We start from the raw sequence: 24369 nt of genomic DNA, 5'->3' as shown, positions 1-24369 counted from the left end.
CGGCAGAAGGGAAAAAGCATAGATCGTGATCTATGCTTTAACTGTTTCGAACCGCTAGAGAGGTCTACCGATGTCTGAAAAGCCCACCGTCCTATTCGTCTGCGTGCACAACGCCGGCCGTTCCCAGATGGCCGCGGGCTACCTGCGCGAGCTTGGCGGCGACCGTGTGGAGGTGCTTTCGGCCGGTTCCGAGCCGAAGGATCAGATCAACCCAGTCGCGGTGGAGGCGATGGCCGAGGAGGGCATCGACATTGCGAACAACATCCCGAAGGTGCTCACCACAGAGGCGGTGCGCGATTCCGATGTCGTGATCACAATGGGATGCGGCGACGCCTGCCCGATCTTCCCCGGCAAGCGCTACGAGGACTGGGAACTCGACGACCCAGCCGGCCAGGGCATCGAAGCGGTTCGCCCGATCCGCGACGACATCCGAAGCCGCGTGGAGGCGCTGCTGGCCGAACTGCTGCCAATCCCCGCGGAATCTGGCGCATGAGCGTCGAGAACGTCGTCGTCATCGGCTCCGGGCCGGCCGGCTACACCGCCGCGATCTACCTCGCCCGTGCCGGCCTCGCACCGGTAGTGCTGACCAGCGCGGTCGAGACCGGTGGCGCGCTGATGAACACGACCGAGGTCGAGAACTTCCCCGGCTTCATCGACGGAATCATGGGTCCGGAGCTGATGGAGAACCTGCGTCAGCAGGCCGAACGGTTCGGGGCTCGCCTGGTCACCGACGACGCGGTGGAGGTCGAATTGCGGGACGAGATAAAGACGATCCGCACCGGCACCGGGGATGTATACCGCGCACACGCGGTGGTCCTGGCTATGGGCTCGGCGTACCGCAAGCTTGGCGTCGACGGCGAGGACCGCCTGTCCGGCCACGGCGTGTCCTGGTGCGCCACCTGCGACGGGTTCTTCTTCAAGGGCAAGGATATCGCCGTCGTCGGTGGCGGCGACTCGGCTCTGGAGGAAGCGCTCTTCCTGACCCGGTTCGCAAACACGGTCACCCTGGTGCATCGCCGCGACCAGCTGCGCGCCTCGCACATCATGCAGGAGCGCGCGCTGCAGCATCCGAAGATCCAGGTCCGCTGGAACACTCAAGTCACGGGTGTGCTGGGCGACGACCGGATCGAGGCCGCCACCGTCCGCGACACCGTGACCGGCCAGGAGAGCGAACTCGACGTGTCCGGCCTCTTCGTCGCCGTCGGGCATGACCCGCGCAGCGATCTTGTCGCCGGTCAGGTCGACCTGGACGCGGACAGGTTCGTCCTCGTCAACCATCCCACCACGGCGACGAACCTGCCCGGCGTGTTCGCCTGCGGCGACCTCGTCGACCGCCGATACCGGCAGGCGATCACCGCCGCCGGAACCGGCTGCGCAGCCGCGCTGGATGCCGAGCGCTACCTCGCCGACCGGGCGTCCATGCAGAGCGAGCCGGTCGCGGTGACTGCGTGACCGCAACGACCGTGCGCACAGCTGGGCTGGGCGAATGGCGAGGTGCCTGAGACGACGCGCGGCCATTGTGCTGGCCACCACGACCTCGAGAGTCACCGGGCGAGCGTAGCCTTGCTGCATGCCCCTCGAGTCGACTTACGCGCCGCGTGAGCCGGTCGACCTCAGGGCCACGCTCGCCCCTGTCGGGCGCGGCACCTACGATCCGACCTTCCGCTGGGAAGGCCAGAACGCGTGGCTTACCCTGCGCACCGCCGACGGGCCGGCAACCCTGCACCTGCGCGCCGGCGCTGAGATTGCCGCCACCGCCTGGGGCCCGGGCGCCGAACGCGCGCTCGAGTCGGTGCCGGCGCTCTGCGGAGCGGGAGACGACTGGTCCGCACTCGACGTGAGCGGCAACGCGCTGCTCGCCGAGACCTGGCGACGGATGCCTGGACTCAGGCTCCCCCGCACGGGCCGAGTCTTCGCCGCCCTGGTGCCGGCCATCCTCGAGCAGAAGGTCACCGCGATCGAGGCGCTCCGCGCGTGGCGCCAACTGGTCACCAAGTACGGCGACGAACCGCCGGGGCCAGCGCCGCTCGGCATGCGTGTGATCCCCACTGGCGATGAGTTCAAGAAGATCCCGTCCTGGGAGTGGCACAAAGCGGGCGTCGGGCCGCAGCGATCCGCGACAGTGATGCGCGTTGCAGCGGTCGCCGCTTCGATCGACCGGCTGGCGGACAAGGATGACGCGGGCACGCGCCTGCGCAGCATCCCCGGCGTCGGCATCTGGACGGCCGCCGAGGTGACCCAGCGCACGCACGCCGACCCCGACGCGGTCAGCGTCGGCGACTACCACCTGGCCGCGTTCGTCGGCTGGGCAATGGTCGGCGCGCCGGTCGACGATGACGGCATGCTGGAACTCCTCGAACCCTGGCGCGGGCAGCGGCAGCGGGTTGTGCGGTTACTGCTGGCCAGTGGCATCCGGAAGCCGTCATTCGGTCCGCGGATGACCATCCAGGACCACCGCCGGCAATAGGCGGCGACTCAAGAACGAAGCCCTCAATCGCGTTTCCCAGTCGGTGCGAATGAGGGCTTCGGTCTCAGGTCAGCAGCAGGTGCAACTCGGGTCGCATGCTTCTGGGGTGCATACTGCGGGGTCACAGCATTCAGGCATTTGTCTTCACCTCCTCTTCACCTAACCGTGAGCTCGAACGGTTACCAAGCCGGGGGCCGACGGTGCCACTAGCAGCACCCGGGAACGGTGCAAGACGGGTCAGCGCACGGAGCGTTTTGGTCCACAGCGAGCGTGACATTGACCAATGCGGTGAGCGCCTTGGTCAAGTGAGCGTCGGCGATTTCGTAGCGGGTCTGCCTGCCTTCCGGTTCGGCCACCACAATGCCGCAGTCCCGCAGACACGCCAGGTGATTCGAGACGTTGGAGCGCGTCAAGCCGAGGTCTCTCGCTAGCGCCGCCGGATAGCTGTGCCCGCTCAAAAGCGAGATCAGGATGCGAGAGCGGGACGGGTCTGCCATCGCGCGGCCGAGCCGGTTCATCACGTCGAGTTGTGTGGCAATGGTCAGCATGCGATGACTATACAGCAATGGCTGACCAATCGGTGCCGTCAAGGAACCCTCGGGTGGCGTTGAGGGTTCGGGGCTAAGGTGCGCCCCATGACCGACTCTCAAGTTGTTGTGATCACCGGCGCATCCTCCGGCATCGGCAGGGAGACCGCCATCGAATTCGGCGTCCGGAAGGCGCGGGTCGTCGTCGCGGCCCGCAACGAAGAGGCCCTCGAGACGGTCACCAAAGCGATCGAACGACTAGGTGGTGAAGCAGAGCCAGTCGTCACGGATGTCAGTGACTACTCCCAGGTGGACGCCCTGGCTTCGCGCGCGATCGAACGGTTCGGTCGGATAGACGTCTGGGTGAACAACGCCGCGGTGTCCACGTACGGCACGGTCGAGCAGATGGATCCCGACGAACTCCACCGAGTCGTCGAGGTCAATCTGATGGGGCAGATCTACGGCATGAAGGCCGCCCTGCCTCACCTCCGCGTCACCGGCGGCACGATCATCAACGTGTCCTCCGCCTTGGGTGAGCGATCGGTCCCGCTGCAGGCCGCCTACAGTGCCGCCAAGCACGGTATCATCGCCTTCGGCGAGGCGCTCCGGCTGGAACTGCGAGCCGAGGGGTCGCCGATCCACGTGGTGGATGTGCTGCCATCGTCCATCAACACGCCACTGTTCACCCACGCCCGCTCCAAGCTGGGCGTCAAGCCCAAGCCGGTCGGGCGGGTGTATGAGCCGGCGGTGGTCGCCGCCGCCATCGTGGAGGCGGCACGCCGACCGGTGCGCCGCGTCTTCGCCGGATTCAGTGGCCGGATGCTTGACGTGGGGCAGCGAATCAGCCCACGTCTCATGGACTGGTATTTGAGCAAGCCGGGTGACGCCATCGCCGGTCAGCGCACCGAGACTCCGGACGATGGCGTCGACAACCTGTTCACCGCAAGCACCGGGCCGGGCACCACCACGGGAGATTTCGGCGAGGGATCGAAATCGACCAGCGTCTACACCAGGGTGCTCGCACCGCATCCGGTCGCGGGTCGGTTGGTGGCCGCAAGCGTTGTCGCCCTGGTGGCGCTGATGGTTCGGCGAGTCGGCAGTCGGCGATGACCCGAGTGCGGGGCGTGCGGGTCCGACCGGACGTGCTGTACGTCTCGAGCGGCTGGAACGTGCTGATCACGGACGTGAATGGCCGCATCGCCGGTGTAGGGCCGCAGGGTTTCTTTGCCCGGAACACCCGCGTTCTCGATCTTGAGCGCATCACCGTGGATGGGCAGGAGCCGCAGTGGTTCAGCTCGGCCAAGGTGGGCGCGCACGCCCAGGTGTGCTTTGCGAAGCTGGTGGACGGCGAGACGCTTCCTCGCCGCGGTGCCTACCTGAGAATGGAACGCTTCCTCGGGGAGGGGCTGCGCACCCGGCTGCAGGTGCAGAGCTACGCCGACGTCGAACACCGTTTCACGCTCGGCATCGAACTGAACGCGGACTTCGCCGACACCGAGGAGGCCGAACGCGGTGAACGACAGCAGGTGGCCGAGGTCACCGATTCGTGGGATGCCGACGCGAGGCGACTCCAGTTCGACTACGGGCATCCGCAACTCGACTTGGCCGTGGCGATCACGGTCGAGACTGAACTGGAGGTCCGGTGCGAGGGGCGAACCCTGACCATCGAGCTCGTGGTGGCCCCCGGTCAGACGGCCACGGTCGAGCTGGTGACCCAGCCGATCATCGACGGTGTGACCATGGCCGCGCCTGCCGCCGGGTTCGCTGAACCGGACGACACTGCCGCGCGCGCCCGGGCCCGATTACGCGACGAACTGGCCACATTGAGCTCCAGCAACCTCGATGTCGCGAGCGCGTGGCACGCCGCCGTGCGGGACTTGGCCGACCTCGCCCTTGGGGAGCTGCCGGGTCCAGCAGCTCCGGTGGCTGGGCTGCCGATCTACCAGCAGATCTTCGGCCGTGACACGCTCACCACCGGCTGGCAGGCCATGCTCGCCGGACCGAGCATGCTGCGTGACGCTCTGCTCCTCAACGCTGAACACGTCGGCCGGACCATCGACGACTGGCGGGACGAGGAGCCCGGGAAGATGGTGCACCAGGCACGTCACGGACCACTGTCGCGGCTGGAGATCGACCCGTTTCTCGGATACTACGGCGACTGGTCCACGAGCCCGGATTTCCTGATCTTCCTCGGTCAGTATCTGGCCTGGACCAACGACGTGCCGACGGTGCGCACGCTGCTGCCAGCGGCGCGGCAGGCATTGCAGTGGCTGGAGCGCTACGCCGACCTGGACGGCGACGGCTTCATCGAGTACGAGACGCGATCCCGAAAGGGGGTGAAGAACCAGGGCTGGAAGGACTCCGATACCGCGGTCGTCGACCACAACGGGGTGCTGGTGGAGAACCCCATCGCGTCCAGCGAGTTGCAGGGGTACCACTACGCCGCGCTGCGCTACGCCGCGCTGGTCTTTGCGGCTCTCGGCGACCGGGTGTACGCCGCCGACCTGGTCGCCCGCGCGGCCCGATTGCGAAGGCGTTTTCATCGCGAGTTCTGGATGCCCGAGCATGGCTCCTACGCGCTCGCGCTCGGCCCGGACAAGCGGCAGGTGCAGTCGGTCAACTCCAACGATGGGCAACTGCTTGCCACCGGCATCGTGCCCAGTCGTTACGCTCCCACCGTCGCACGGCGGATGCTTGCACCCGACATGTTCAGCGGCTGGGGCATGCGCACGCTGTCGGCAAAGCATCCGGCGTATGACCCTTTCAGCTATCACCGCGGCAGCGTGTGGCCCGTCGAGGCCGGAACCCTGGCGATCGGGCTGGCGCGCTACGGATGCTGGAAGGAACTCCACCGGGTGGCCGAAGCCACGTTCTCTGCGGCATCGATGTTCGAGGGACACCGACTGCCGGAGGTGCTCTCGGGCTTACCGCGGGATCGCGCGCATCCGTACCCCGGAATCTACCCGCAGTCCTGCTCACCACAGGCCTGGTCGTCGAGTGCGATCATCGCTATCGTCCAGTCGCTGCTGATCCTGCGGCCGGTCGCTGCCCTGCGCACCATCCTGGTGGATCCGCACCTGCCGCCGTGGCTGCCGGACCTCACCCTGGAGGGCGTGCGGCTCGGTGATGCCACCTTCGATCTGATCGTGCGCCGCACTCGCGGCGGCGGCGCTGCCGTCAAGGTCAGGGGCGACCGCGTGAATATCGTGCAGCAGCCGACCATGCAGGCTCAGCGCTCGAACCTGTCGTCTCGTTAGGCGGTACGGCGACAAAAGATTGAGCTACTCAGCCGCAGCAATACACCCTCGCTTCACGAAAGCGACTCGACTCCTCCTCCGGAGGCAATGATGTCCACAATCCTCGCCTACACGTCGCCCGCAATCGGACACCTCTTCCCCATGACACCGGTGCTGCTGGAGCTCGCAACGCGCGGGCACCGGGTGCATGTGCGTACGCTGCGGGATCAGGTCGACATGCTGCGGAGCCTGGATCTCGAGGCGGACTCGATCGACGCCCGGGTGCCTGCCATCGCGCCGTCGGACATGTACGCGAGATCGACTGTCGACGCGCTACGCCGTGCGGTGCGGACCTTCACGGAGCGCGCGATCTTCGACGGCGGTGACCTGCAGCGTGCCCTCAGCGAGACCGCCGCGGACGTGGCCGTCGTCGACGTCAACGCCTGGGGTGCGCGAATGGCCGCGGAAGCGTGGGGTGGCCCGTGGGTGACGTTCTGCCCATACACTCCGCCGCTCCGATCGCGTGGCACGCCGCCGTTCGGGCCGGGGCTCGCGCCTCGCACGGGGATCATCGGAGCAACACGCGACGCGATCCTGCGGCCGTTCATCTTCGGCACGATCGAGCGGTCCACTCTGCCTAATGTGAATCGCCTCCGCGAAGGCTGGGGGCTGCCTCGGGTGCGCGACGCGGACGGCTTCTATCGGACGGCCCCTGCCATGATCGTTGCCACGTCGGAACCGTTCGAGTACCCCCACCCGGAATGGGCGCCGGATGTTCGAATGGTCGGCGCGCTGCCGTGGGAGCCCGCGTCTACGACAGCGGACTGGGTGAGCGAACCGGGAGAGCCGTACGTGCTTGTGACGACATCGTCAGAGTATCAAGGCGACGAGGAACTCGCTCGTGCTGCTGCGAACGGCCTCGGTGGTGAGCCGTATCGCGTCGTGATCACGATGCCGGCAGGAGTGGCCGACCTCGGTCCTCTACCTCCCAATGTGCGGTTGCAAGAGTTCCTGCCGCACGGCTCCATCCTGGCTCGCGCCTCGGTCGCCGTCACGCACGGCGGGATGGGTGCGACGCAGAAAGCTCTCGCAGCCGGTGTGCCGACGGTCGTCGTGCCATTCGGACGCGACCAACTCGAAGTTGCCGCCCGAGTGGTCTACTCCGGATCCGGCGTCCGTGTGCCCCGCAAACGGCTCACCGCAGATTCGCTCAGGGGAGCCGTGCGCGAGGCCTCCGGGATGACTGATGGGGCGCGGCGGGTGGCCGACGGCTTCCGCGCCGCCGGCGGGGCGAAAGCGGCGGCGGATGTCGTCGAGTCGGTGCTGCGCGGTACCGACGGTCGAGTGCCCGGGCGCGTTTCATGGTGATCCAACACCCATTCCGCGTCGCCGTCGAACGAACCACGCCAAACCGGTCGTCGCGCGCTCGGTCGCCGGATGCCCGTAGCATTTTCGTCGTGACGAACCGCTCGGGGCTGCGTGAGATCGGTACGCATGCCGACTTACTCAAGCTGACCGGCGGTGATCCGTTCGTTCGGTGGGGGATTCCGGATCCGCTCAGCGGTGCCGCGCTGGCGAACGATGGGGCGGTCGCGATCGAGCGGTTCGGGCGTCGCGGTCGCGGCATGTGGGTGTTCCCCGTCGCAAGCGGCGGCGGCATGGACGACATCCGTGACCTGCTCGAGCAGCTCGCCGCCGGACCGGTTCGTGACCTCGCGATCACCGGGATCTCTGTGCCGCAGGGATACCAGGGTCTGCTCGATGAGACCTTCGGGAGCGGACCGAGCGGCGACTGGGACTGGATGTGGACCGCCGAGGCACCGCCGCAGGTGTCGCTCGAGGACCGCCTGATCCAGCTCGACGACACCGCCGACGCAGAGGAACTCACGGCTCTCGCGAGCACGCACAGCCCCACCGGCGAGGGCGACCCGGGCACCGGCCGCACCCAGCTGTGGCTCGGACTGCGCAACACCCGGGGCGAGCTCACCGCGGCCGGGGCGATGCAGCTCTGGGAGTCCGGTGCGCCGCACCTCGCCGGGATCGTCACCCACGCCGACTATCGCGGACAGGGGCTGGGTCGCGCCGTCACCGCCGGTCTGACTCGGCACGCGGTCGCCGAGTACGGGGTGTGCACGCTCGGCATGTACTCCGACAATGCGCCCGCTCGCGCGGTCTACACCGGGTTGGGCTACCGCACCGCGTATGCCTGGCACTCCCGCAGCCCGCGTCAACTTCTGGCCGGGAGACGTCGACCAGCGGAGAACTAGGGATCCTCGCTTACTCCATGTACGCCGGCCGCACTGATCGAGGGAGTCTGGAATGCCGCGGCTCGCCGTGCGAAACACACTCGCAGGTTTGGTGGCGGTGCTGCTGCTGAGTGGTTGCGACTCGACGTCGGAACCGCCCACGCCATCCGGGCCGAAGCTGAGCGCCGCTGAAGAGCAACTGGTTCAAGAGAGCCTCGACGGCTCATGGAGGATGGTCGTCTTGCTGTATGCGGACGCAGTGCGCCCGGAGGTCGAACGAGTTCGGCTCGTGGAGCAGAGCGACCAACCGACGGCCATTGCGGACTGCCTCGCCGAGCAGGGATATGACGTCGTCGTCGACTCGCAGGGTTCGATCAGCAGCACAGGCGGGGGCGAGGCGTTCCAAGTGGCCTACTACACGTGCGAAGCCACGTACCCGCTACACCCCGACTACCTTCGCCCATTGAGCGAAGCACAATTGGCGCATCTCTATAACTACTTCCTGAACACCCTGAAGCCGTGTCTGGAAGCCGAGGGATACGACGTGCCACCCGCGCCGAGCTTGCAGCGGTTTCTCGAGACGTACAACGAGGGTGGCGGCTGGATTGTCTATGGCGAGGTCGCGGGGGCAAAGTTGCCACCTGGCGAATGGGGGCGGATCAACGCTCTGTGTCCGCAGATCCCGGATGACCTCTATGGCTGATCGCCGTCGAATTCCCGGCGGAGGTACTTCGGCGCCTGGCTTCGCCACGCCTCGGTGACGACCTCGGCCAGAAGCTGCGGGTCGACGAGGGTCAGCCGGATCAGCACCTTCGGCTGTCCCCAGCGCACTTCCGACATCCGGAACACCTCCGGCCAGCCGTAGAGCAGCGCCCGCTGCTCGTCGGTGTCGGCGACCTTGGCGCCCATCACCGGCTCGGATGCGATCAGCTCACGTAGCGCCGGGCTCTCGCTCGGCCACGGGTACGACTCCCAGGCGTACAGTTTGTTGCGGACGAACCAGGCCGCACCGCCGGTCGTCGCCCGTTCCTCGCTACCCGGCAGGTCGGCCGCGACGCGGCTCACGTCATCCAAGGTCGGCATGCCGAACAGTCTGCCCCGCGCCACCGACGACCGTGAACTTTCAGGAGACCATGACCACCTGGACAAGCGACGAGCTCGAGAAAGTCGGCGCCGCCGAGGAGTTGCAGCTGTCATCGTTGCGACAGGATGGCTCGCTCCGGCCGTTCGTCACAATGTGGGTGGTGCGCGTCGGCGAAGACCTCTACGTCCGGTCCGCCTACGGTCCGGACAGCGGCTGGTACCGGAGGGCAAAAGCCAGCGGATCCGGACGCATCCGAGCGGGGGGCGTCGAGCGTGACGTCACCTTTGACGAAGCGGCACCAGGGGTGCACCCCGCGATAGATGCCGCCTACCACGCCAAGTACGACCGCCACGGCGCAAGGATCGTCGGCACCGTGGTCGGCGACGCCGTGGCCGAATTGACCATCCGGCTGGTGCCGCGCGACTGACACCGCTCAGCCCTGAAAGTCCTCGGGGTCGACGTCATCGAGGAACTTCTTGAACTCCTCGAGCTTCTCGTCCTCGTCGAGCAGGTGCTCGGTCTGATCGACGATGCCGGCCTCGTCCAGCACTTCGTCCTCCACCCAGATCGGGGCATCCATCCGTGAGGCGAGCGCGATCGCATCCGACGGCCGCGAATCGAGCACGAGCCTGCCGGCGCTGGTCAGCAGCGTGATCTCCGCGTAGAAGGTCCCCTCTTCGATGCGCGTCACCTCTACGCGCTCCACCTGAGCCCCTACCGTCTCCAGCAGGGTCTTCATCAGGTCGTGCGACAGCGGCCGCGGCGCCTCGGCGCCCTCGATCGCGATGAAGATTGACGTCGCCTCCTGGCTGCCGATCCAGATCGGCAGGATCCGACCCGTGCCCGGCTCCTCGAACAGCGGCTTCAGCAGGATGATCGGCTGCGCGCGCGAATCGAGGGCAATCCCTGCAATGCGGACCTGAACCATGGTGCGACTCCCGGATAGGCGACCGGATGTTCGGACATGCTATGCCAGCCGGGTGAGTGCGTCACGGGTTGGGAGCGAACACCCGGCGTGCTGCGGCATCCGCTTAGGCTGGGTTCCCAGCGGAAGGAGAGCGGATGCCGCAGCCGGTCAACGGTCGCTACGCCAAGGGCGTCGCCAAGCGAGAGGCGATCCTCGACGCCGCACTCGAAGTGTTCGGCGAGGTCGGCTTGCACGGCGCATCGCTGCGCGAGATCGCGAAGCGCGTCGGGGTCAGCCACCAGTCCCTCATGCACTACTTCCCGACCAAGAACGAGCTGCTGATGGCGGTGCTCCGCCGCCGTGACGAGCGACTCCGCCGCCATTTCGACGACCCGAGCGGCATGTCGCTACGCGAACTGATCTCGCTCGCCGAGGACAACCGAAGGATGCCCGGCGTCATCGAGCTGTACAACATGGCATCCGCCGAGGCGACGACGGAGGGGCATCCGGCGCACGCCTACTACCGCGAGTTCTATGAGCGGATCGTCGAGTCGACGGGCCGGTTCCTGCAACGTGCCGCCGACCGCGGCGTGCTCAAGGAGGGCTGGACGCCCGAACTCGCCGCGCGTGCTGTGCTCGGCGCGCAGGATGGGCTGCAGCTGCAGTGGCTGTACGACCGCAACGATGTGAAAGTCGCCCAGATCATGCGAATGCTGGTCGCCGCACTGATCACGGTGCCGCTCGAAGAGCTCGAGGAAACGCCGGCCGACCCCGGCGAAGAGCCGGTCAAGAAGTCGGTAGAAAACACCACGTCATAAACCTTGCCAACTGGCAAGAATTTGGGGTTATATTTGCTCCATGCCAACGACGACAACCGCCCACCAGACGATCCCCGCGGACCTCGCCGACGCCGCAGTCGCGCAGGCCAGGGATTGGGCCGGGACCGGGGCACGAGCCGGCTCCAGCCGTTCCGCACACCTGCTCGCGCAGGTGCTCAAAGACAAGAACGGCCTCGACTTCACCATCGGGTTCGTGGACCGGGTCGTGCGACCGGAGGACCTCCGGGTCGCCGCGGTCAACCTTGCGCAGCTCGCGCACCGGGTGCCGGCGTTCCTGCCCTGGTACATGCGGTTCGCGATCCAGCTCGGCGGGTTCGCCGCGCCGATCCTGCCCTGGCCGGTCGTGCCCATCGCACGCGCGGTGCTGCGGCAGATGGTCGCGCACCTCATCGTCGACGCGCGCCCGGAGAAGCTCGGCCCCGCGATCGCGAAGCTGAAGCGTCCGGGCATCCGGCTCAACATCAACCTGCTCGGTGAGATCGTGCTCGGCAAGGCCGAGGCGGACCGGCGGCTCGCGGGCACTCGGGCGCTTCTCGAGCGCGACGATGTCGACTACGTCTCGATCAAGGTCTCGTCGATCGAGAGCCAGCTGAACATGTGGTCGTACGACGAGACGGTCGAGCGCGTCACCAAGCGGCTCACGCCGCTGTACGAGCTCGCGGCGACGTCGAGGACGCGCAAGTTCATCAACATGGACATGGAGGAGTACCGCGACCTCGACCTGACCATCTCGATCTTCATGGCGCTGCTGGACCAGCCGCAGCTGCAGAAGCTCGAGGCGGGGATCGTGCTGCAGGCGTACCTCCCGGATGCGCACGCCGCCTACCGCAGGCTGCTCGACTGGGCGAAGGAGCGGGTCGCGAACGGCGGCGCGCCGATCAAGGTGCGGCTCGTGAAGGGCGCGAACCTCGCGATGGAGACTGTCGAGGCGACGGTGCACGGCTGGGAGCTGGCCACCTGGCACAGCAAGCAGGCCACAGACACCCACTACAAGCGCATCCTGAACGAAGCACTCACCCCGGAGAACATCGCCGCGGTGCGGCTCGGCGTCGCCGGCCACAACCTATTCGACATCGCCTTCGCACACCTGCTCGCGACGCGCCGCGGCATCACCCGCGGCGTCGAGTTCGAGATGCTGCTCGGCATGGCCGAAGGACAGGCGGATGCCGTGCGCGAGTCGGTCGGCGGGCTGCTGCTCTACACACCGGTCGTGCAGCCCAAGGAGTTCGACGTGGCGATCGGCTACCTGATCCGCAGGCTCGAAGAGAACGCGAGCCAGGAGAACTTCATGTCTGCTGTATTCGAACTGGTCGAGAACGAGCGGCTGTGGAACCGTGAACGGGACCGCTTCCTCGCGTCGCTGCGTGACGTCGACGACACGGTGCCATCGCGCAACCGCCTGCAGTCGCGGCTCGATTCGCCGGCACCCGCCGGCCCTGAGTTCGCGAACGAAGCGGACACCGACCCGGCCCTTCCGGCCAACCGGGAGTGGGGCGCTCTAGTGATCGCGGATGCCGCGGACGACAGCATCGGGCAGGAGATCGTGACCGAGGCCGCGGTCACCGATGGCGCAACGCTCGACGCGATCATGCAGCGCGCACTGGACGCAGCCGGGGACTGGGCGGCTCTCGGCGGCGCCGGCCGAGCGCAGGTGCTTCGCCGCGCCGCGGACGAACTGGCGGCAAGCCGCGGCCGGCTGCTGTCGGTGATGGCCAACGAGACCGGCAAGACCATCGCCGAGGGCGACCCGGAGGTCAGCGAGGCGATCGACTTCGCCCGCTACTACGCAACCCTCGCTGAGGAACTAGACCGGGTGGATGGCGCCGAGTTCGCCCCGTCCAAGCTGACCGTCGTCACCCCGCCGTGGAATTTCCCCCTCGCCATCCCGGCCGGGTCTGTGCTGGCTGCCCTCGCATCCGGGAGCAGCGTCGTCGTCAAGCCGGCAAAGCAGGCGCAGAGGGTCGGCGCGCTGATGGTCGATGCGCTCTGGCGTGCCGGAGTGCCCCGCGAGGTGCTGCACCTCGTCGACCTGAAGGACCGCGAGCTTGGCCAGCGGATGGTCTCGCATCCAGGTGTCGACCGGGTGATCCTGACCGGCTCCTACGAGACCGCGGAGATGTTCCGCGGCTGGCGCCCGGACCTGCGGCTGCTGGCCGAGACCAGCGGCAAGAACGCGATCATCGTCACGCCGTCGGCCGACCTCGACCTCGCGGTGTCGGATGTGGTCAAGAGCGCGTTCGGGCACGCCGGGCAGAAGTGCTCGGCCGCGAGCCTGGTGATTCTGGTCGGCTCGGTGGCGCGGTCGGAGCGGTTCGAGCGCCAGCTCGTCGACGCAACGACCACTTTGCGCGTCGGCTACCCGACCGACCCGACCACGCAGATGGGTCCGGTCATCGAGGACGTCGCCGGCAGCAAGCTCGAGCGCGGGCTGACCCAGCTCGGAGCCGGGGAGCGCTGGCTGCTCAAGCCGGAGCGGCTCGATGACTCCGGACGGCTGTGGTCGCCGGGCATCCGCACCGGGGTGACCGAGGGCAGCGACTTCCACCTGACCGAGTTCTTCGGTCCGGTGCTGGGAATCATGCGCGCCTCCAGCTTGGCCGAGGCGATTCGGCTGCAGAACGCCGTCGACTACGGGCTCACCGCTGGGCTGCACTCGCTCGAGCCGTCGGAGCTCGCGACCTGGCTCGACGCGGTGCAGGCGGGCAACCTCTACGTGAACCGGGGGATCACCGGCGCGATTGTGCGCCGTCAGCCGTTCGGCGGCTGGAAGCGCTCGTCGGTCGGCGCCGGGGCGAAAGCCGGCGGACCGAATTACCTGGTGCACCTAGGCGGCTGGAAGCGGGCCGAGGCTCGTGAAGGCAGCGAGCCCCGCGGAGCGGTCGCCGGCCTGGTGAAGGCCGCGGGCGGCGATGAGTTCCTGCAGCGCTCCGCCGCGAGCGACCAGCTGGCCTGGGAACGCGAGTTCGGCCGGGCGAAGGACGTGTCGGCGCTCGGTGTCGAACGCGACGTGTTCCGCTACCGTCCGATCGACGTGACGGTGCGGTTGAACGAGGGCGGGGCCGTGGGGGACCTGGTCCGTGTGCTTGCCGCCGGCATCCGGGCGGGCGCTCGGATGGCGGTGAGCAGCGCCGTGCCGCTCTCCCGCGATCTGTTGGTTGAGCTGTACGGCTACAAGGCGTACGTGACGGTCGAGAGTGACGCCGCATGGCTGAAGCGGGTCGCCGGCGGGGGACTCGTCACGACGAGGGTTCGGCTTATCGGCGGCGGCCACAGCGAACTCGCGGCGGCGCTCGGCGGAACCCCGGATCTCGCGATCTACTCGGACGAGGTGACCGAGTCCGGCCGGATCGAGCTGCTGCCGTTCCTGCGCGAGCAGGCGATCGCGATCACCGCCCACCGCTTCGGAAACCCCGACCACTGGTCGGAGACAGTGCTGCGCACCGACGCCTGACCGCCGAGTTGCCACTTCGGCCCTATTTCGGGCACCGAATCGGGGCGGAAGTGGGCAATTCGAGGCGCTTTTCAGGGTGAAATGTCGGTGGTGGGGAGTAGTCTGGCGACACGCCGAAAACACAACATGTAGGGGAATGACAATAGTGTGATTCCCGTTATATAGTGGGTACCCACCAAGCCAGTACAAAAACTAGAAGACCTGAGGAGGCACCATGGAGAACGACACCGACACCGTCGGCGGCTACGCCGTTCCCGTCGACCCGATGGATCTTCTGCAGTGCGACAGCTGCCAGTAAGGCGCTCGCACCTTTAGATTCCTGGACCCCGGCCACCGTGTAGGTGACCGGGGTTCGGTCGTTAACGTGCCCGCTGTGAGCGGGAGTTGGTCAGACGGCTCTGGCTAGGATGACCGGGTGGCAGTGAATCCTGAACTCGTTGGCCGTCAGTTCCCACCGATCCCGCCGTACCTCGTCGGCCGCGAGAAGATTCGCGAGTTCTCCCGTGCGGTCTCCGCCACCAGCCCGCTCAACCTCGACCCGGATGCCGCACGCGAAGCCGGCTACGCCGACGTTGTCGCACCGCCGACCTTCCCGATCGTCATCCAGGAGCACACGCTCGCGCAGCTCCTCGCCGAGCCGGGCGCGGGCATCGACCTCACCCTCACGGTGCACGGCGACCAGAGCTTCAGCTACACCCGGCCGATCGTCGCCGGCGACGAGCTCACCGCCTCGCTGACGGTCACGAGCGTCAAGAGCCTCGGCGGCAATTCGATGGTCACCGCGGAAACTGTCATCACCGACCTGGCAGGCGAGCACGTCGTCACCTCCACCTCCACCCTCGTCGTGAGGAGCGCCGAATGACCGACACCTCCGCCCTCACCGTCGGCGACGTCGTCGCCGAACGCGAGTACCACTTCACGCGTGACTCCCTCGTGCGCTATGCCGGCGCATCCGGCGACTTCAACTCGATCCACTACCGTGACGACGTGGCCGCCGCGGTCGGCCTGCCCGGCGTCCTCGCCCACGGCATGCTGACCATGGGCGTCGCGGTGCAGCCGGTGGTCGACTGGGCCGGCGACCCGGCCCGCGTCACCGACTACCAGGTGCGCTTCACCCGTCCGGTCGTCGTCGACCCGGCCGACGGCGCGACCATCACCGTCGTCGCGAAGGTCGGCGCGATCGAAGAGGGCCGGGCACGCATCGACCTGACCGTCAGCTTCGACGGCAGTACCGTGCTCGGCAAGGCGCAAGCCAAGGTCAGGACCGCCTGATGCGGCTGGCCGAACTCACCACCCTGCGGGTAGGCGGCGAGGCGCGCGAGCTGATAGATGCCGAGACGACGGATGCGCTGACCACCGCGGTCATGGACGCCTGGGCTTCCGGCGAGCGGCTCCTCGTGCTCGGCGGCGGCTCCAACCTGGTCATCTCCGACGCCGGCTTCGACGGCCGGGTCGTGCGTGTGCTCAGCCGCGGCATCGAACGCGACGGCACCACCCTCCGGGTGCAGGCGGGCGAGCCGTGGGACGACGTCGTCGCCTTCGCGGTCGCGGGCGGGCTCGGAGGCATCGAGGCGCTCTCCGGCATCCCCGGCTCGACCGGTGCGGCGCCCGTGCAGAACATCGGCGCGTACGGCCAGGAGCTCTCCGACACCCTGGTCGCGATCGACTTCCTCGACTACGACGAGGGCAGCGTCATCCGGATCCCCGCAGCCGAGCTCGAACTCGGCTACCGCACGTCGTCGCTCAAGCAGGGTCGCCGCGGCGTGGTCACGGCCATCGAACTCCACCTGATCGATGGCGCCGACGGCAGCCCGGTCGGCTACGCCCAGCTCGCGTCAGCGCTCGGCGTCGAGGTGGGCGACCGGATGCCGCTCGCGCGGGTGCGCGAAGCGGTGCTCGCGCTGCGGTCATCCAAGGGCATGGTGCTCTCGCCCGACGACCCGGACTCGGTGAGCGCCGGTTCCTTCTTCACCAACCCGATCGTCAGCGAGAACTTCGCCCGTGGGCTGCCCGGTGAACCGCCGCGCTGGCTCATCGATCCGCTGCCGGAAGCGCGCGTGCTTCCGCTTCCGGACGCCGTGCCCGGTGACGCAGCAATCGTCGCGCCCCCACCGGTCGTCGCCGAGCATGAACCGCTCGCGAAGCTCAGCGCGGCCTGGCTGATCGAACACTCCGGCATCCAGCGGGGCTTCTCGCTGCCCGGCTCCCGTGCGGCAGTCAGCGGCAAGCACACACTCGCGATCGTCAACACCGGCGGCGCCACCGCAGAGCAGATCGCCGAACTGGCGCGCTACATCCAGGTGCGGGTGGTCAACCAGTTCGGTGTGCACCTGCAGCCGGAGCCGACCCTGATCGGCCTGGAGCTCTAGAGCAGCCCCAGCTCCATCGCCTTCGTCACCGCGCGCGTGCGGTCGCTTACCTCGAGCTTCTCGAACACGTGCAGCAGGTGCGTCTTCACGGTCGCCTCCGACAGGAACAGCTCCGCCGCAATCCGCGGATTGCTCTGGCCTTGCGCCACCAGGCCCAGCACCTCGAGCTCGCGCGGGCTGAGGGTCGGCGTTGCAGGCCGCTGCACCCGAGCCACCAGCTTTGCCGCGATGGTGGGCGCCAACGCGACCTCGCCGCGCGCCACCGAGCGGATGCCAGCGAGCAGCTCCTCGGTCGGTGCCGCCTTCAGCAGGTACCCGCTCGCGCCCGCCTCGATCGCCCGCAGGATGGTGTCGTCCGACTCGTACGTCGTCAGCACCAGCACCCGGATGCCGGGTTCGGCGGCGAGGATGCGCTCGGTCGCGACATCACCGTCGATGCCTGGCATCCGCAGGTCCATGAGCACGACATCCGGCTTCAGCTGGATCGCGGTCTCGACAGCTTCCGGTCCGGTGGTCGCCTCGCCGACGATCTCGATGTCGTCCTCGGCGCCGAGCAGCGCCACGATCCCGCCGCGCACCACCGGGTGGTCGTCGGCGACCAGCACCCGGATCATTGGGCGCCCGCCGGGATGCGAGCCACGATGCGGGTGCCGTCGGAGCTGCTGCTGACGTCGAGCGAGCCGTTCACGAGCGAGAGCCTGTCACGCATACCGTCGATCCCGAAGCCACCGGCGGCACGCTCGACGAAACCGTGCCCATCGTCCACGACGGTCAGCCACACGTCGCCCGCCTTATCCTCGACGAGCATCCGCACCGTGCGAGCCTCGGCATGCTTCCGCACGTTGGCCAGGGACTCCTGCGCGCATCGCAACAGCACCACCTCCCGATCCCGACTGAGTGGGGGAAGCGCGTCTGCCCGCACCTGAACCCGGACGCCAGACTCGCGCTCGAAGCGCTCGGCGAGCCGACCCAGCGCCGGCACGATCCCACCGTGCACCTCGATGGGTGCTCCCGCCGCGACAAGGGTGCGGGTCTCCACCAGCGCGTGGCGGGCGCTGTCCTCGAGGATGTCGAGGCGCTCGAGCAGGCCGGCGGTGTCCCCGGATGCGGCGTCCACCTTCGCGCGTTGCGTCACCATGACGATCGCGGTCAGGCTCTGCGCGATGGTGTCGTGCAGCTCGCGGGCCATCCGCTCACGCTCGCTCGACACACCGGCATCGCGGTTCATCGCGGCGATCTCCTCCTGCGCTTCGGTGAGCTCGGCGAGCAGTCTGCTCACTTCGTCGGCGCGGTCGGTGATGCTGCCGATCCAGAACCCGATGGCCATGCTCATGCCGAACGACAGCACCGCGATCATCAGGATGACGAAGAAAGAGTCAGGGTTCTGGTCGTACGCGAAGTAGAAGCCCGTCGCGGTGGCCAGCGCGACGGCGATGTTCGCCCAGATCGCGCGCGGCAGGGACGGTGCCAGCGTCCACACCAGCGGGAACAGCACCGCCTGCAGGGTCGCGGCATTGGGTGAATGGGCCACGGAGACCGCGAGCAGCACCAGCAGCAGCAGCTGGAACGCGATCGCCACCCTGCGCGACGTGAACGACCGCCATCCGAATGCCAGCCAGCTGATGCTCACCAGCACGAGCGCCGCGCAGGAGATCAGCCAGTCGGTGACATCGAGCTGAGCAGACAGCCAGGTGGCCGGGATGAGCAGCAGTGGCACGCCGATGAAGGCGACGTGCCACCACTTCAGAGACTGCATGTCCCTACCTTCGCACGCCTCGCACGATCAGCTGTCCTTGCGGATCCAGCGGAACGCGAACCGGCAGAGCACGAGGCCGGCGACGAGCCAGATGCCGAGGGCGATCGCAACGCCGGGCAGATTCCACGCCTCACCGACCTCTATCGCCGCGAAACTCTCCGGCAGGAACACCGAGCGCATCCCCTCGGCCATCCACTTCAGCGGGAACAGGCTCGCGAAATTCTGCAGCCACTCGGGCAGCTGCGTGAACGGCAGGTACACGCCCGAGATGAACTGCAGCACCAGCGCGATCGGAATGACCACCGCCGTTGCGCTCTTTCCGCTGCGCGGCACGCCGCTGAGGGCGATGCCGAGCACGGCGGAGGTGATGATGCCGAGCACGAACACCCACGCGAACGTGAGCCAGCTCTGCGGGTCGGTGGGCAGCTCAACGCCGAACGCGAACCGGGCGAGGGTCAGCAGCAGCGCGGCTTGCAGCGTGCCGGTGACGAGGACCTGGCCGATCTTGCCGATGAAGTAGCTGAACACTGGCAGCGGCGTGCCCGCGAGGCGCTTCAGGGTGCCGTCTCCGCGCTCGATTGCGATGTCGACCGCGAGGTTCTGCACCCCGCTGAGAAGCAGGCCGGCGGCCAGCATTCCCGGCAGGTAGTAGGCGGCGGCGCTGATCTCGGTGCCGTCTGCGGTGCCGAACGGCAGGTCGGAGAACGCGACGGCGAAGATCGACAGCATCAGCACCGGGAACAGGAACGTGAAGAACACGGTGTCCCCGAGCCGGAAGTACGACTTCAGCTCGTAGCCGATCCGCGAGACGCCGAGCCGAACGGTGTGACCGGCCGGGAGAGTGGGGTTCAGGGTAGTCATGATGCGAGGGCCTCCTCGGCGATGGGCTCGACTCCGGCCGAGCGGACCAGTTGCAGGTAGACGTCCTCGAGGCTGGGACGCACGATCTCGACCTCGTGGGGTTCGGTTCCGGATGCGGCGACCAGCCGCGCGACCAACGTCGCGGGGTTCTCTGTGCGCTCCTCGCGCAGTTCGCCGTCCTCGCGCCAGCGCACGAGCGGCACCCGCGCATCCGCCCCGCCGATCTCACCGATGGCGCCGATGTCAACCAGCCGACCGCCGACGATGATGCCCGCGCGGTCGCCGAGTTGGGCGGCCTCGTCGAGGTAGTGAGTGGTGAGGAGGATGGTGGTGCCCTCCGCCTTGAGGTTGCGGACCAGGTCCCAGAATTGGCGGCGGGCCTCCGGGTCGAAGCCGGTCGTCGGCTCGTCCAGGAACAGCAGCTCTGGACGTCCGATGATGCCTAGTGCGACATCCACGCGCCGACGTTGGCCGCCGGAGAGCTTGCGGATCATCGTCGTCGCCTTCTCCTCGAGGCCGACCGCGGCGATGGTTTCCTCGACGTCTCGCGGGTGCGGGTAGAAGCCGGCGAAATGCCGAAGCTGCTCCCGCACGGTCACGTTGCCGCTCTCGCCGGTGCTCTGAAGCACGATGCCCAGGCGTGCCTTCCAGTCGAGCCCGCCGTGGCGGGGGTCAGTGCCGAGGACCGAGACCTGGCCGTCGGTGCGGTCGCGGTAGCCCTCGAGGATCTCGATGGTGGTGGACTTGCCTGCACCGTTCGGCCCGAGCAGCGCGAACGTCTCGCCGCGTTCGATGTCGAACGAGATGCCGTCCACCGCGGCGAAGTCGCCGTAACGCTTGTTGAGGTCGCGAACGCTCACGACCGGGTCGGTTCTTGTCATGCCTTAAATGCTGCTCGGGGGCCGCCCAGAAGGGCAGCCCCCGATCGATGGGATTGTGCATCAACCGATCGGTTGATGCTGCGTGTCTCAGCGTCTCCGGGTGGTGGCCGCGACGACCGCACCGGTCAGCGCGATCGCGCCGATCACGATCACCGCCCAGGCGAGGATGACACCGGGGCCGACGTTGCTGAGGTCGAGTTGCGCTCCGCTGAAGTACAGCGCGGCGACGGCGATGAGGATGAACCCCCACACCACCGTTCCCACGCGCACCCGGCGCGGTCCGTTGTCGTACTGCCGCACCGGGCTGGTCTGCTGCTCTGACATGGTGTGCGCTCCTAGTTCTGTGCCTGGTTGACGTCGATGTTGCCGGCGATGACCCACACGTCGATGACGAGGGTGCGGTCCGGGTCCGAACCGTCACGCGGCTCGAATTCCTCGACGGTGTTGATGACCGCGCCGCCGCGGCTGCGCTCGCCCTGGAAGTTCACGTTCCCCGCGACGATGCGCGTGTGGACCTCGCTGTGCTCGTCGGCCGGCACCGTGACATCCGCGTTCCCGGCGATCACGGTGAGGGCGACGTAGCCGTCGTCATCCCGGGCGTTGTCGAAGTAGTCGCTGAGGTCGATCGACGAGTCGCCGCTGATGACCGTGCGGCGCTGCGAGTCGCCCTCGGCGTAGCTGGGTTGCCACTGGAGCGCGTTGTCGATGATGACCGGGCCGCCGACGAATCCGAACGCGGAGGTGAACACCAGGGCGATGGCGACGAAAACGCCGAGGCCACCCGCACCGCCGCTGCGGCGGCCGCTGAAGCCGTTGATCACGACCGCGAGCCCGAGGATGCCGAGGGTGACGGCCATGCCGGTGATGGTCGCGCTGAGCGACCAGGCGCCATCGGCGAGGATCAGCGCGGTGGCCGCGCCGGCGATGAGTGCGACACCGATCGCGATCAGGGTGACCACCGGGTTGGCGGCGGTGCGCTGGTGCTCCTCAGCCCACTGGCGGCGCTGCTCGGCCGCTTGCGCTGCCCGGATGCGGCTCTCCTCTGCGAGGCGCTCACGCTGGTAGGCGTTCTGGCGCTCCTTCCAGGCGGCGTGCTCGCGCTTCCACTCGGCCTGCTGCTCCTTCCACGCGGCCAGCTCGTCGGGGTCGGTCGGGGGAGCGGCCGGCGGAGGCGTCGGAGCCTCCTCGTTCTGGATGGCGTCGGATGAGGCATCCGTTGCGGAGGTCATGAGGTAGGTCCTTCCGGGGGTGGTGGTGGAGTTGCGAGTCGCCAGCCAGATGATGAGCCAGACGATCGAGCCGATGATGGCGAGGGTCCAGATGATCCGGCCGACGCTGAACCCCCAGAACGGTTCATCCCACGCCCACGGCCCGGCGAACCAGAAGCCCTGCGAGAACGGGAGCAGCGCGAGCAGGAACAGCACGCCGATGCCGGCGATGGCCCCGTCGAACTCGCCCTTGAAGAGGCGTTCGAGGTGGATGCGGTCGTTGGTGTCCGGCAGCAGGAGCCAGGCCGCCGCGTACAGCAGCAGCGCCGGACCGCCCAGGATCGCGACGACGACGATGATCCCGCGGACGATGAGCGGGTCGATGCCGAGGCGCGCGGCGACACCGGCGGCGACGCCGCCGATCCAGCCGGGCTCGCGGCGGACATCGAGTCCGCGGATCCAGTCGAAGAACCGGTTTGCGCCGCCGGTCTCGGTGGTGTTGGGAGTTTCTGTTGGCATGCCTCAATCGTGGCGCTCGGTGAAGTCGGCTCGCCATCAGGGTCTGCCCTGATCGCCCCCTGATTCCGGCCCCGAGCGGGTCCCCCGGGTGGGTGCGTCTGCTTGGATTGACCCGTGCAGACAACGACCCGACCCCCGCTCATCCGGCCGCGCCGGATGCTGGTGGCCGGCGTGTCCGAAGCGCTCGCCGCCCATCTGGGCTGGTCGGTGACGCGCGTGCGCTGGTCGTTCGTGGGACTGTCGCTGTTCGGCGGTGCGGGCGTGCTGCTGTACCTCTGGATGTGGGTCTTCATCCCGCTGGATGCGACCGAGCGCACGCCAGTGACGCGGTCGTTCGCAACCAGCGCGTGGCTGCTCGGCGCGGGGGCGGTTGCGGCCATGGTCGCCATCGCGACCGCGAATTCGGAGACCTCTCCCTACTTCCTGGTGCTGCTGACCATCCTGCTCACCGGTGCGGCCGTTGCCTGGAGCATCGGGCTCGACCGGGAAGATCCGAGCAAGGGCCCGCGCTACCGGCTGCTGGTCAGGTCGTTCAGTGCTGGGCTGCTGGTGCTCACCGGCGTACTGCTGCTGCTGTCGCGCGGTGCTCGACCGGATGCGTTGACCGCGGTGCTCGCGGTGTTCATGATCGTGCTCGGCGCTGCGGCGGTTGCCGCCCCAAGCGTGGTGCGGCTGTGGACCGACCTGATGGCCGAGCGCGCCGGGCGGGTGCGGGAGGAGCAACGCGCGGAGATCGCCGCGCACCTGCACGACTCGGTGCTGCAGACGCTCGCGGTGATCCAGAACCGGGCCGGCACCGGAACCGAGGTGGCGCGACTCGCCCGCGCCCAGGAACGCGAGCTGCGGGACTGGCTGTTCGGCGGGACCGCGCCGACCGGGGCGGACCTGGCCACCGACATCCGGGACCTGGCCGGGGCGATCGAGATCGACTTCCCGGTGCGGATCGAGGTGGTGGCGACCGGCGAGGAGAGCCAGGCGCCCGCGGCGGCCGTCGTCGCGGCAACCCGCGAGGCGATGCTGAATGCCGCCCGGCACGCAGGCGGGGATGTGTCGGTGTACATCGAGACGACGCGGTCGGCGATCGACGTGTTCGTGCGGGACCGCGGACCAGGCGTCGACCTGACGAAGCTGCCCGCCGACCGGCTCGGCATCCGGGAATCGATCATCGGACGGATGGCGCGCGCAGGCGGGCAGGCTACCGTGAGCGCGGGGGTCGGCGGCGTGGGAACGCAGGTTCACCTGCATGTGGAGGCCAGTGATGACTAGGGTGCTGATCGTCGACGACCACTCGATCTTCCGGTCGGGGCTGCGCGCCGATCTGGACGATGCGATCGAGGTGGTTGGCGAGGCGGAGGATGTCGACTCCGCGGTGCGGCTCATCGCCGAGCTGGAGCCCGAGGTGGTGTTGCTGGACGTGCACCTGCCGGGCGGAGCCGGTGGTGGTGGCGCGGAGGTGCTGAAGCGCTCGGCGGACCTGTTCGAGCGGGTGAAGTTCCTGGCGCTGAGCGTGTCTGACTCCGCCGAGGATGTCGTCGGGGTGATCCGGGCCGGTGCGCGCGGTTACATCACGAAGGGCAGTTCCGGGGCTGAGGTGAGCGCCGCGGTGGCGACGGTGGCGAGCGGTGATGCGGTGTTCTCGCCCCGACTGGCCGGGTTCGTGCTGGACGCGTTCGGCGCGGTCAGCGGTGAGCAGGCGGTGCACGATGACGAGCTGGACCGGCTGTCGGCGCGGGAGCGTGAGGTGATGCGGCTGATCGCGCGCGGATATGCGTACAAGGAGGTCGCTTCCGAGCTGTTCATCTCGATCAAGACCGTAGAGACGCACGTGTCGGCGGTGCTGCGGAAGCTGCAGCTGTCGTCGCGCCACGAGCTCACCGCGTGGGCGCTGGAGCGCAAGCTGCTCTAGCCCCTGCCTGCCGCGCCCCGCGCCCTGCCCCGCGCGTGTGCACACCCAAATGCCGAGTTGCCCACTTCCGCCCCTAAATCGGCCCGAAACAGGGGCCAAAGTGGGCAAGTGG

At 68.1% G+C, this 24369-nt stretch carries 25 protein-coding genes; 16 read left to right on the top strand and 9 right to left on the bottom strand.

Annotated elements, in window-relative coordinates; genetic code table 11:
* The first annotated feature begins 70 nt into the window (after positions 1-70).
* From IRG63_RS03170 to IRG63_RS03160, 3 genes are all read left to right on the top strand, one after another.
* The gene (locus IRG63_RS03170; protein WP_168625794.1) at positions 71-493 is read left to right on the top strand and encodes an arsenate reductase ArsC; all 423 of its coding nucleotides are present in this window, start codon (positions 71-73) and stop codon (positions 491-493) included.
* Entirely contained in the window at positions 490-1452 is a 963-nt protein-coding gene (trxB, locus tag IRG63_RS03165; RefSeq protein ID WP_168625793.1) for a thioredoxin-disulfide reductase, read from the top strand. The genes IRG63_RS03170 and trxB overlap by 4 nt, the downstream gene beginning before the upstream one ends.
* 118 nt (positions 1453-1570) lie before the next feature.
* Positions 1571-2467 carry a DNA-3-methyladenine glycosylase gene (locus tag IRG63_RS03160; protein ID WP_168625792.1) on the top strand — a complete coding sequence of 299 codons (897 nt, stop codon included), beginning with the start codon at positions 1571-1573 and terminating at the stop codon, positions 2465-2467.
* A 206-nt stretch (positions 2468-2673) separates the two neighbouring features.
* Here the strand turns inward: IRG63_RS03160 and IRG63_RS03155 are convergent, their stop codons facing one another.
* On the bottom strand, positions 2674-3015 hold the full coding sequence (locus IRG63_RS03155; protein ID WP_168625791.1) for a helix-turn-helix transcriptional regulator: 342 nt from the start codon (positions 3013-3015) through the stop codon (positions 2674-2676).
* Positions 3016-3102: 87 nt separating this feature from the next.
* On the opposite strand from IRG63_RS03155, the gene IRG63_RS03150 reads away from it, so the two are divergent.
* The 5 genes from IRG63_RS03150 (at position 3103) to IRG63_RS03130 (ending at position 9179) form a co-directional block, all read left to right on the top strand.
* Complete coding sequence (locus tag IRG63_RS03150) at positions 3103-4104, top strand: SDR family oxidoreductase (protein WP_168625790.1); 1002 nt, start codon at positions 3103-3105, stop codon at positions 4102-4104.
* On the top strand, positions 4101-6251 hold the full coding sequence (locus tag IRG63_RS03145) for a glycogen debranching N-terminal domain-containing protein (RefSeq protein WP_193509206.1): 2151 nt from the start codon (positions 4101-4103) through the stop codon (positions 6249-6251). Before IRG63_RS03150 ends, IRG63_RS03145 begins: the two co-directional genes overlap by 4 nt.
* A gap of 90 nt (positions 6252-6341) precedes the next feature.
* Complete coding sequence (locus IRG63_RS03140) at positions 6342-7598, top strand: glycosyltransferase (protein ID WP_168625788.1); 1257 nt, start codon at positions 6342-6344, stop codon at positions 7596-7598.
* An 89-nt stretch (positions 7599-7687) separates the two neighbouring features.
* Complete coding sequence (locus IRG63_RS14020) at positions 7688-8497, top strand: GNAT family N-acetyltransferase (protein WP_193509205.1); 810 nt, start codon at positions 7688-7690, stop codon at positions 8495-8497.
* 52 nt (positions 8498-8549) lie between these two features.
* The gene (locus IRG63_RS03130) at positions 8550-9179 is read left to right on the top strand and encodes a hypothetical protein (protein WP_168625786.1); all 630 of its coding nucleotides are present in this window, start codon (positions 8550-8552) and stop codon (positions 9177-9179) included.
* On the opposite strand, the gene IRG63_RS03125 is transcribed toward IRG63_RS03130, so the two are convergent.
* Positions 9170-9559: an MmcQ/YjbR family DNA-binding protein gene (locus tag IRG63_RS03125; protein ID WP_193509204.1), complete on the bottom strand. Its 390-nt coding sequence runs from the start codon at positions 9557-9559 to the stop codon at positions 9170-9172. The genes IRG63_RS03130 and IRG63_RS03125 overlap by 10 nt on opposite strands.
* Before the next feature lie 50 nt (positions 9560-9609).
* Here IRG63_RS03125 and IRG63_RS03120 point away from each other — a divergent pair, with 50 nt between their 5' ends.
* The gene (locus tag IRG63_RS03120) at positions 9610-9987 is read left to right on the top strand and encodes a DUF2255 family protein (protein ID WP_193509203.1); all 378 of its coding nucleotides are present in this window, start codon (positions 9610-9612) and stop codon (positions 9985-9987) included.
* Between the two features lie 6 nt (positions 9988-9993).
* On the opposite strand, the gene IRG63_RS03115 is transcribed toward IRG63_RS03120, so the two are convergent.
* The gene (locus tag IRG63_RS03115; protein WP_168625783.1) at positions 9994-10488 is read right to left on the bottom strand and encodes a bifunctional nuclease family protein; all 495 of its coding nucleotides are present in this window, start codon (positions 10486-10488) and stop codon (positions 9994-9996) included.
* Positions 10489-10622: 134 nt separating this feature from the next.
* Between IRG63_RS03115 and IRG63_RS03110 the strand changes: the two genes are divergently transcribed.
* The 5 genes from IRG63_RS03110 to IRG63_RS03090 all read left to right on the top strand — a co-directional run bounded on the left by IRG63_RS03110 (position 10623) and on the right by IRG63_RS03090 (position 17126).
* Entirely contained in the window at positions 10623-11285 is a 663-nt protein-coding gene (locus IRG63_RS03110; RefSeq protein ID WP_168625782.1) for a TetR/AcrR family transcriptional regulator, read from the top strand.
* Positions 11286-11325: 40 nt separating this feature from the next.
* Positions 11326-14757 (top strand): bifunctional proline dehydrogenase/L-glutamate gamma-semialdehyde dehydrogenase, encoded by a 3432-nt coding sequence (locus IRG63_RS03105; protein WP_193509201.1) that lies wholly within the window; start codon positions 11326-11328, stop codon positions 14755-14757.
* A 415-nt stretch (positions 14758-15172) separates the two neighbouring features.
* Positions 15173-15619 (top strand): MaoC family dehydratase N-terminal domain-containing protein, encoded by a 447-nt coding sequence (locus tag IRG63_RS03100; RefSeq protein WP_193509200.1) that lies wholly within the window; start codon positions 15173-15175, stop codon positions 15617-15619.
* Positions 15616-16029, top strand: a complete 414-nt coding sequence (locus IRG63_RS03095) for a MaoC/PaaZ C-terminal domain-containing protein (protein WP_168625779.1) — start codon at positions 15616-15618, stop codon at positions 16027-16029. Before IRG63_RS03100 ends, IRG63_RS03095 begins: the two co-directional genes overlap by 4 nt.
* Positions 16029-17126, top strand: coding sequence for a UDP-N-acetylmuramate dehydrogenase (locus IRG63_RS03090; protein ID WP_193509199.1), 1098 nt, complete (start codon positions 16029-16031; stop codon positions 17124-17126). The genes IRG63_RS03095 and IRG63_RS03090 overlap by 1 nt, the downstream gene beginning before the upstream one ends.
* Here IRG63_RS03090 and IRG63_RS03085 read toward each other — a convergent pair.
* The 6 genes from IRG63_RS03085 to IRG63_RS03060 form a co-directional block, all read right to left on the bottom strand.
* Positions 17123-17740, bottom strand: coding sequence for a response regulator transcription factor (locus IRG63_RS03085; RefSeq protein WP_168625777.1), 618 nt, complete (start codon positions 17738-17740; stop codon positions 17123-17125). The two genes, IRG63_RS03090 and IRG63_RS03085, sit on opposite strands and share 4 nt — an antisense overlap.
* A complete protein-coding gene (locus IRG63_RS03080; RefSeq protein ID WP_193509198.1) occupies positions 17737-18882 on the bottom strand; it encodes a sensor histidine kinase in 1146 nt (381 codons plus the stop codon). Before IRG63_RS03080 ends, IRG63_RS03085 begins: the two co-directional genes overlap by 4 nt.
* A 27-nt stretch (positions 18883-18909) precedes the next feature.
* Positions 18910-19743, bottom strand: a complete 834-nt coding sequence (locus tag IRG63_RS03075) for an ABC transporter permease (protein WP_193509197.1) — start codon at positions 19741-19743, stop codon at positions 18910-18912.
* Positions 19740-20624: an ABC transporter ATP-binding protein gene (locus IRG63_RS03070; RefSeq protein ID WP_193509196.1), complete on the bottom strand. Its 885-nt coding sequence runs from the start codon at positions 20622-20624 to the stop codon at positions 19740-19742. Before IRG63_RS03070 ends, IRG63_RS03075 begins: the two co-directional genes overlap by 4 nt.
* A gap of 87 nt (positions 20625-20711) precedes the next feature.
* Positions 20712-20948 (bottom strand): hypothetical protein, encoded by a 237-nt coding sequence (locus IRG63_RS03065; RefSeq protein WP_193509195.1) that lies wholly within the window; start codon positions 20946-20948, stop codon positions 20712-20714.
* An 11-nt stretch (positions 20949-20959) separates the two neighbouring features.
* Positions 20960-22351 (bottom strand): PspC domain-containing protein, encoded by a 1392-nt coding sequence (locus IRG63_RS03060; RefSeq protein ID WP_193509194.1) that lies wholly within the window; start codon positions 22349-22351, stop codon positions 20960-20962.
* A 114-nt stretch (positions 22352-22465) separates the two neighbouring features.
* Between IRG63_RS03060 and IRG63_RS03055 the strand changes: the two genes are divergently transcribed.
* Both IRG63_RS03055 and IRG63_RS03050 read left to right on the top strand, forming a co-directional pair.
* Positions 22466-23617, top strand: a complete 1152-nt coding sequence (locus IRG63_RS03055; RefSeq protein ID WP_349236093.1) for a PspC domain-containing protein — start codon at positions 22466-22468, stop codon at positions 23615-23617.
* Positions 23610-24257 carry a response regulator transcription factor gene (locus tag IRG63_RS03050; protein WP_227411710.1) on the top strand — a complete coding sequence of 216 codons (648 nt, stop codon included), beginning with the start codon at positions 23610-23612 and terminating at the stop codon, positions 24255-24257. Before IRG63_RS03055 ends, IRG63_RS03050 begins: the two co-directional genes overlap by 8 nt.
* Positions 24258-24369: the final 112 nt, after the last annotated feature.

This window comes from Cryobacterium sp. BB736 (genome assembly GCF_014980265.1).
Lineage (GTDB): Bacteria > Actinomycetota > Actinomycetes > Actinomycetales > Microbacteriaceae > Terrimesophilobacter.
The sequence above is the reverse complement of the archived record's forward strand: the minus strand, read 5'-3'. Positions and strand labels throughout refer to the sequence as shown.

What these genes read in the sequence shown, in the direction of transcription:
- IRG63_RS03145 (WP_193509206.1), top strand. Translation starts at nt 4,101, where the DNA reads ATGACCCGAGTGCGGGGCGTGCGGGTCCGACCGGACGTGCTGTACGTC.
- IRG63_RS03130 (WP_168625786.1), top strand. Translation starts at nt 8,550, where the DNA reads ATGCCGCGGCTCGCCGTGCGAAACACACTCGCAGGTTTGGTGGCGGTG.
- IRG63_RS03105 (WP_193509201.1), top strand. Translation starts at nt 11,326, where the DNA reads ATGCCAACGACGACAACCGCCCACCAGACGATCCCCGCGGACCTCGCC.
- IRG63_RS03140 (WP_168625788.1), top strand. Translation starts at nt 6,342, where the DNA reads ATGTCCACAATCCTCGCCTACACGTCGCCCGCAATCGGACACCTCTTC.
- IRG63_RS03095 (WP_168625779.1), top strand. Translation starts at nt 15,616, where the DNA reads ATGACCGACACCTCCGCCCTCACCGTCGGCGACGTCGTCGCCGAACGC.
- IRG63_RS03120 (WP_193509203.1), top strand. Translation starts at nt 9,610, where the DNA reads ATGACCACCTGGACAAGCGACGAGCTCGAGAAAGTCGGCGCCGCCGAG.
- IRG63_RS03065 (WP_193509195.1), bottom strand. Translation starts at nt 20,948, where the DNA reads ATGTCAGAGCAGCAGACCAGCCCGGTGCGGCAGTACGACAACGGACCG.
- IRG63_RS03070 (WP_193509196.1), bottom strand. Translation starts at nt 20,624, where the DNA reads ATGACAAGAACCGACCCGGTCGTGAGCGTTCGCGACCTCAACAAGCGT.
- IRG63_RS03160 (WP_168625792.1), top strand. Translation starts at nt 1,571, where the DNA reads ATGCCCCTCGAGTCGACTTACGCGCCGCGTGAGCCGGTCGACCTCAGG.
- IRG63_RS03060 (WP_193509194.1), bottom strand. Translation starts at nt 22,351, where the DNA reads ATGCCAACAGAAACTCCCAACACCACCGAGACCGGCGGCGCAAACCGG.
- IRG63_RS03125 (WP_193509204.1), bottom strand. Translation starts at nt 9,559, where the DNA reads ATGCCGACCTTGGATGACGTGAGCCGCGTCGCGGCCGACCTGCCGGGT.
- IRG63_RS03150 (WP_168625790.1), top strand. Translation starts at nt 3,103, where the DNA reads ATGACCGACTCTCAAGTTGTTGTGATCACCGGCGCATCCTCCGGCATC.
- IRG63_RS03085 (WP_168625777.1), bottom strand. Translation starts at nt 17,740, where the DNA reads ATGATCCGGGTGCTGGTCGCCGACGACCACCCGGTGGTGCGCGGCGGG.
- trxB (WP_168625793.1), top strand. Translation starts at nt 490, where the DNA reads ATGAGCGTCGAGAACGTCGTCGTCATCGGCTCCGGGCCGGCCGGCTAC.
- IRG63_RS03170 (WP_168625794.1), top strand. Translation starts at nt 71, where the DNA reads ATGTCTGAAAAGCCCACCGTCCTATTCGTCTGCGTGCACAACGCCGGC.
- IRG63_RS03090 (WP_193509199.1), top strand. Translation starts at nt 16,029, where the DNA reads ATGCGGCTGGCCGAACTCACCACCCTGCGGGTAGGCGGCGAGGCGCGC.
- IRG63_RS03155 (WP_168625791.1), bottom strand. Translation starts at nt 3,015, where the DNA reads ATGCTGACCATTGCCACACAACTCGACGTGATGAACCGGCTCGGCCGC.
- IRG63_RS03080 (WP_193509198.1), bottom strand. Translation starts at nt 18,882, where the DNA reads ATGCAGTCTCTGAAGTGGTGGCACGTCGCCTTCATCGGCGTGCCACTG.
- IRG63_RS03115 (WP_168625783.1), bottom strand. Translation starts at nt 10,488, where the DNA reads ATGGTTCAGGTCCGCATTGCAGGGATTGCCCTCGATTCGCGCGCGCAG.
- IRG63_RS03075 (WP_193509197.1), bottom strand. Translation starts at nt 19,743, where the DNA reads ATGACTACCCTGAACCCCACTCTCCCGGCCGGTCACACCGTTCGGCTC.
- IRG63_RS03110 (WP_168625782.1), top strand. Translation starts at nt 10,623, where the DNA reads ATGCCGCAGCCGGTCAACGGTCGCTACGCCAAGGGCGTCGCCAAGCGA.
- IRG63_RS03050 (WP_227411710.1), top strand. Translation starts at nt 23,610, where the DNA reads ATGACTAGGGTGCTGATCGTCGACGACCACTCGATCTTCCGGTCGGGG.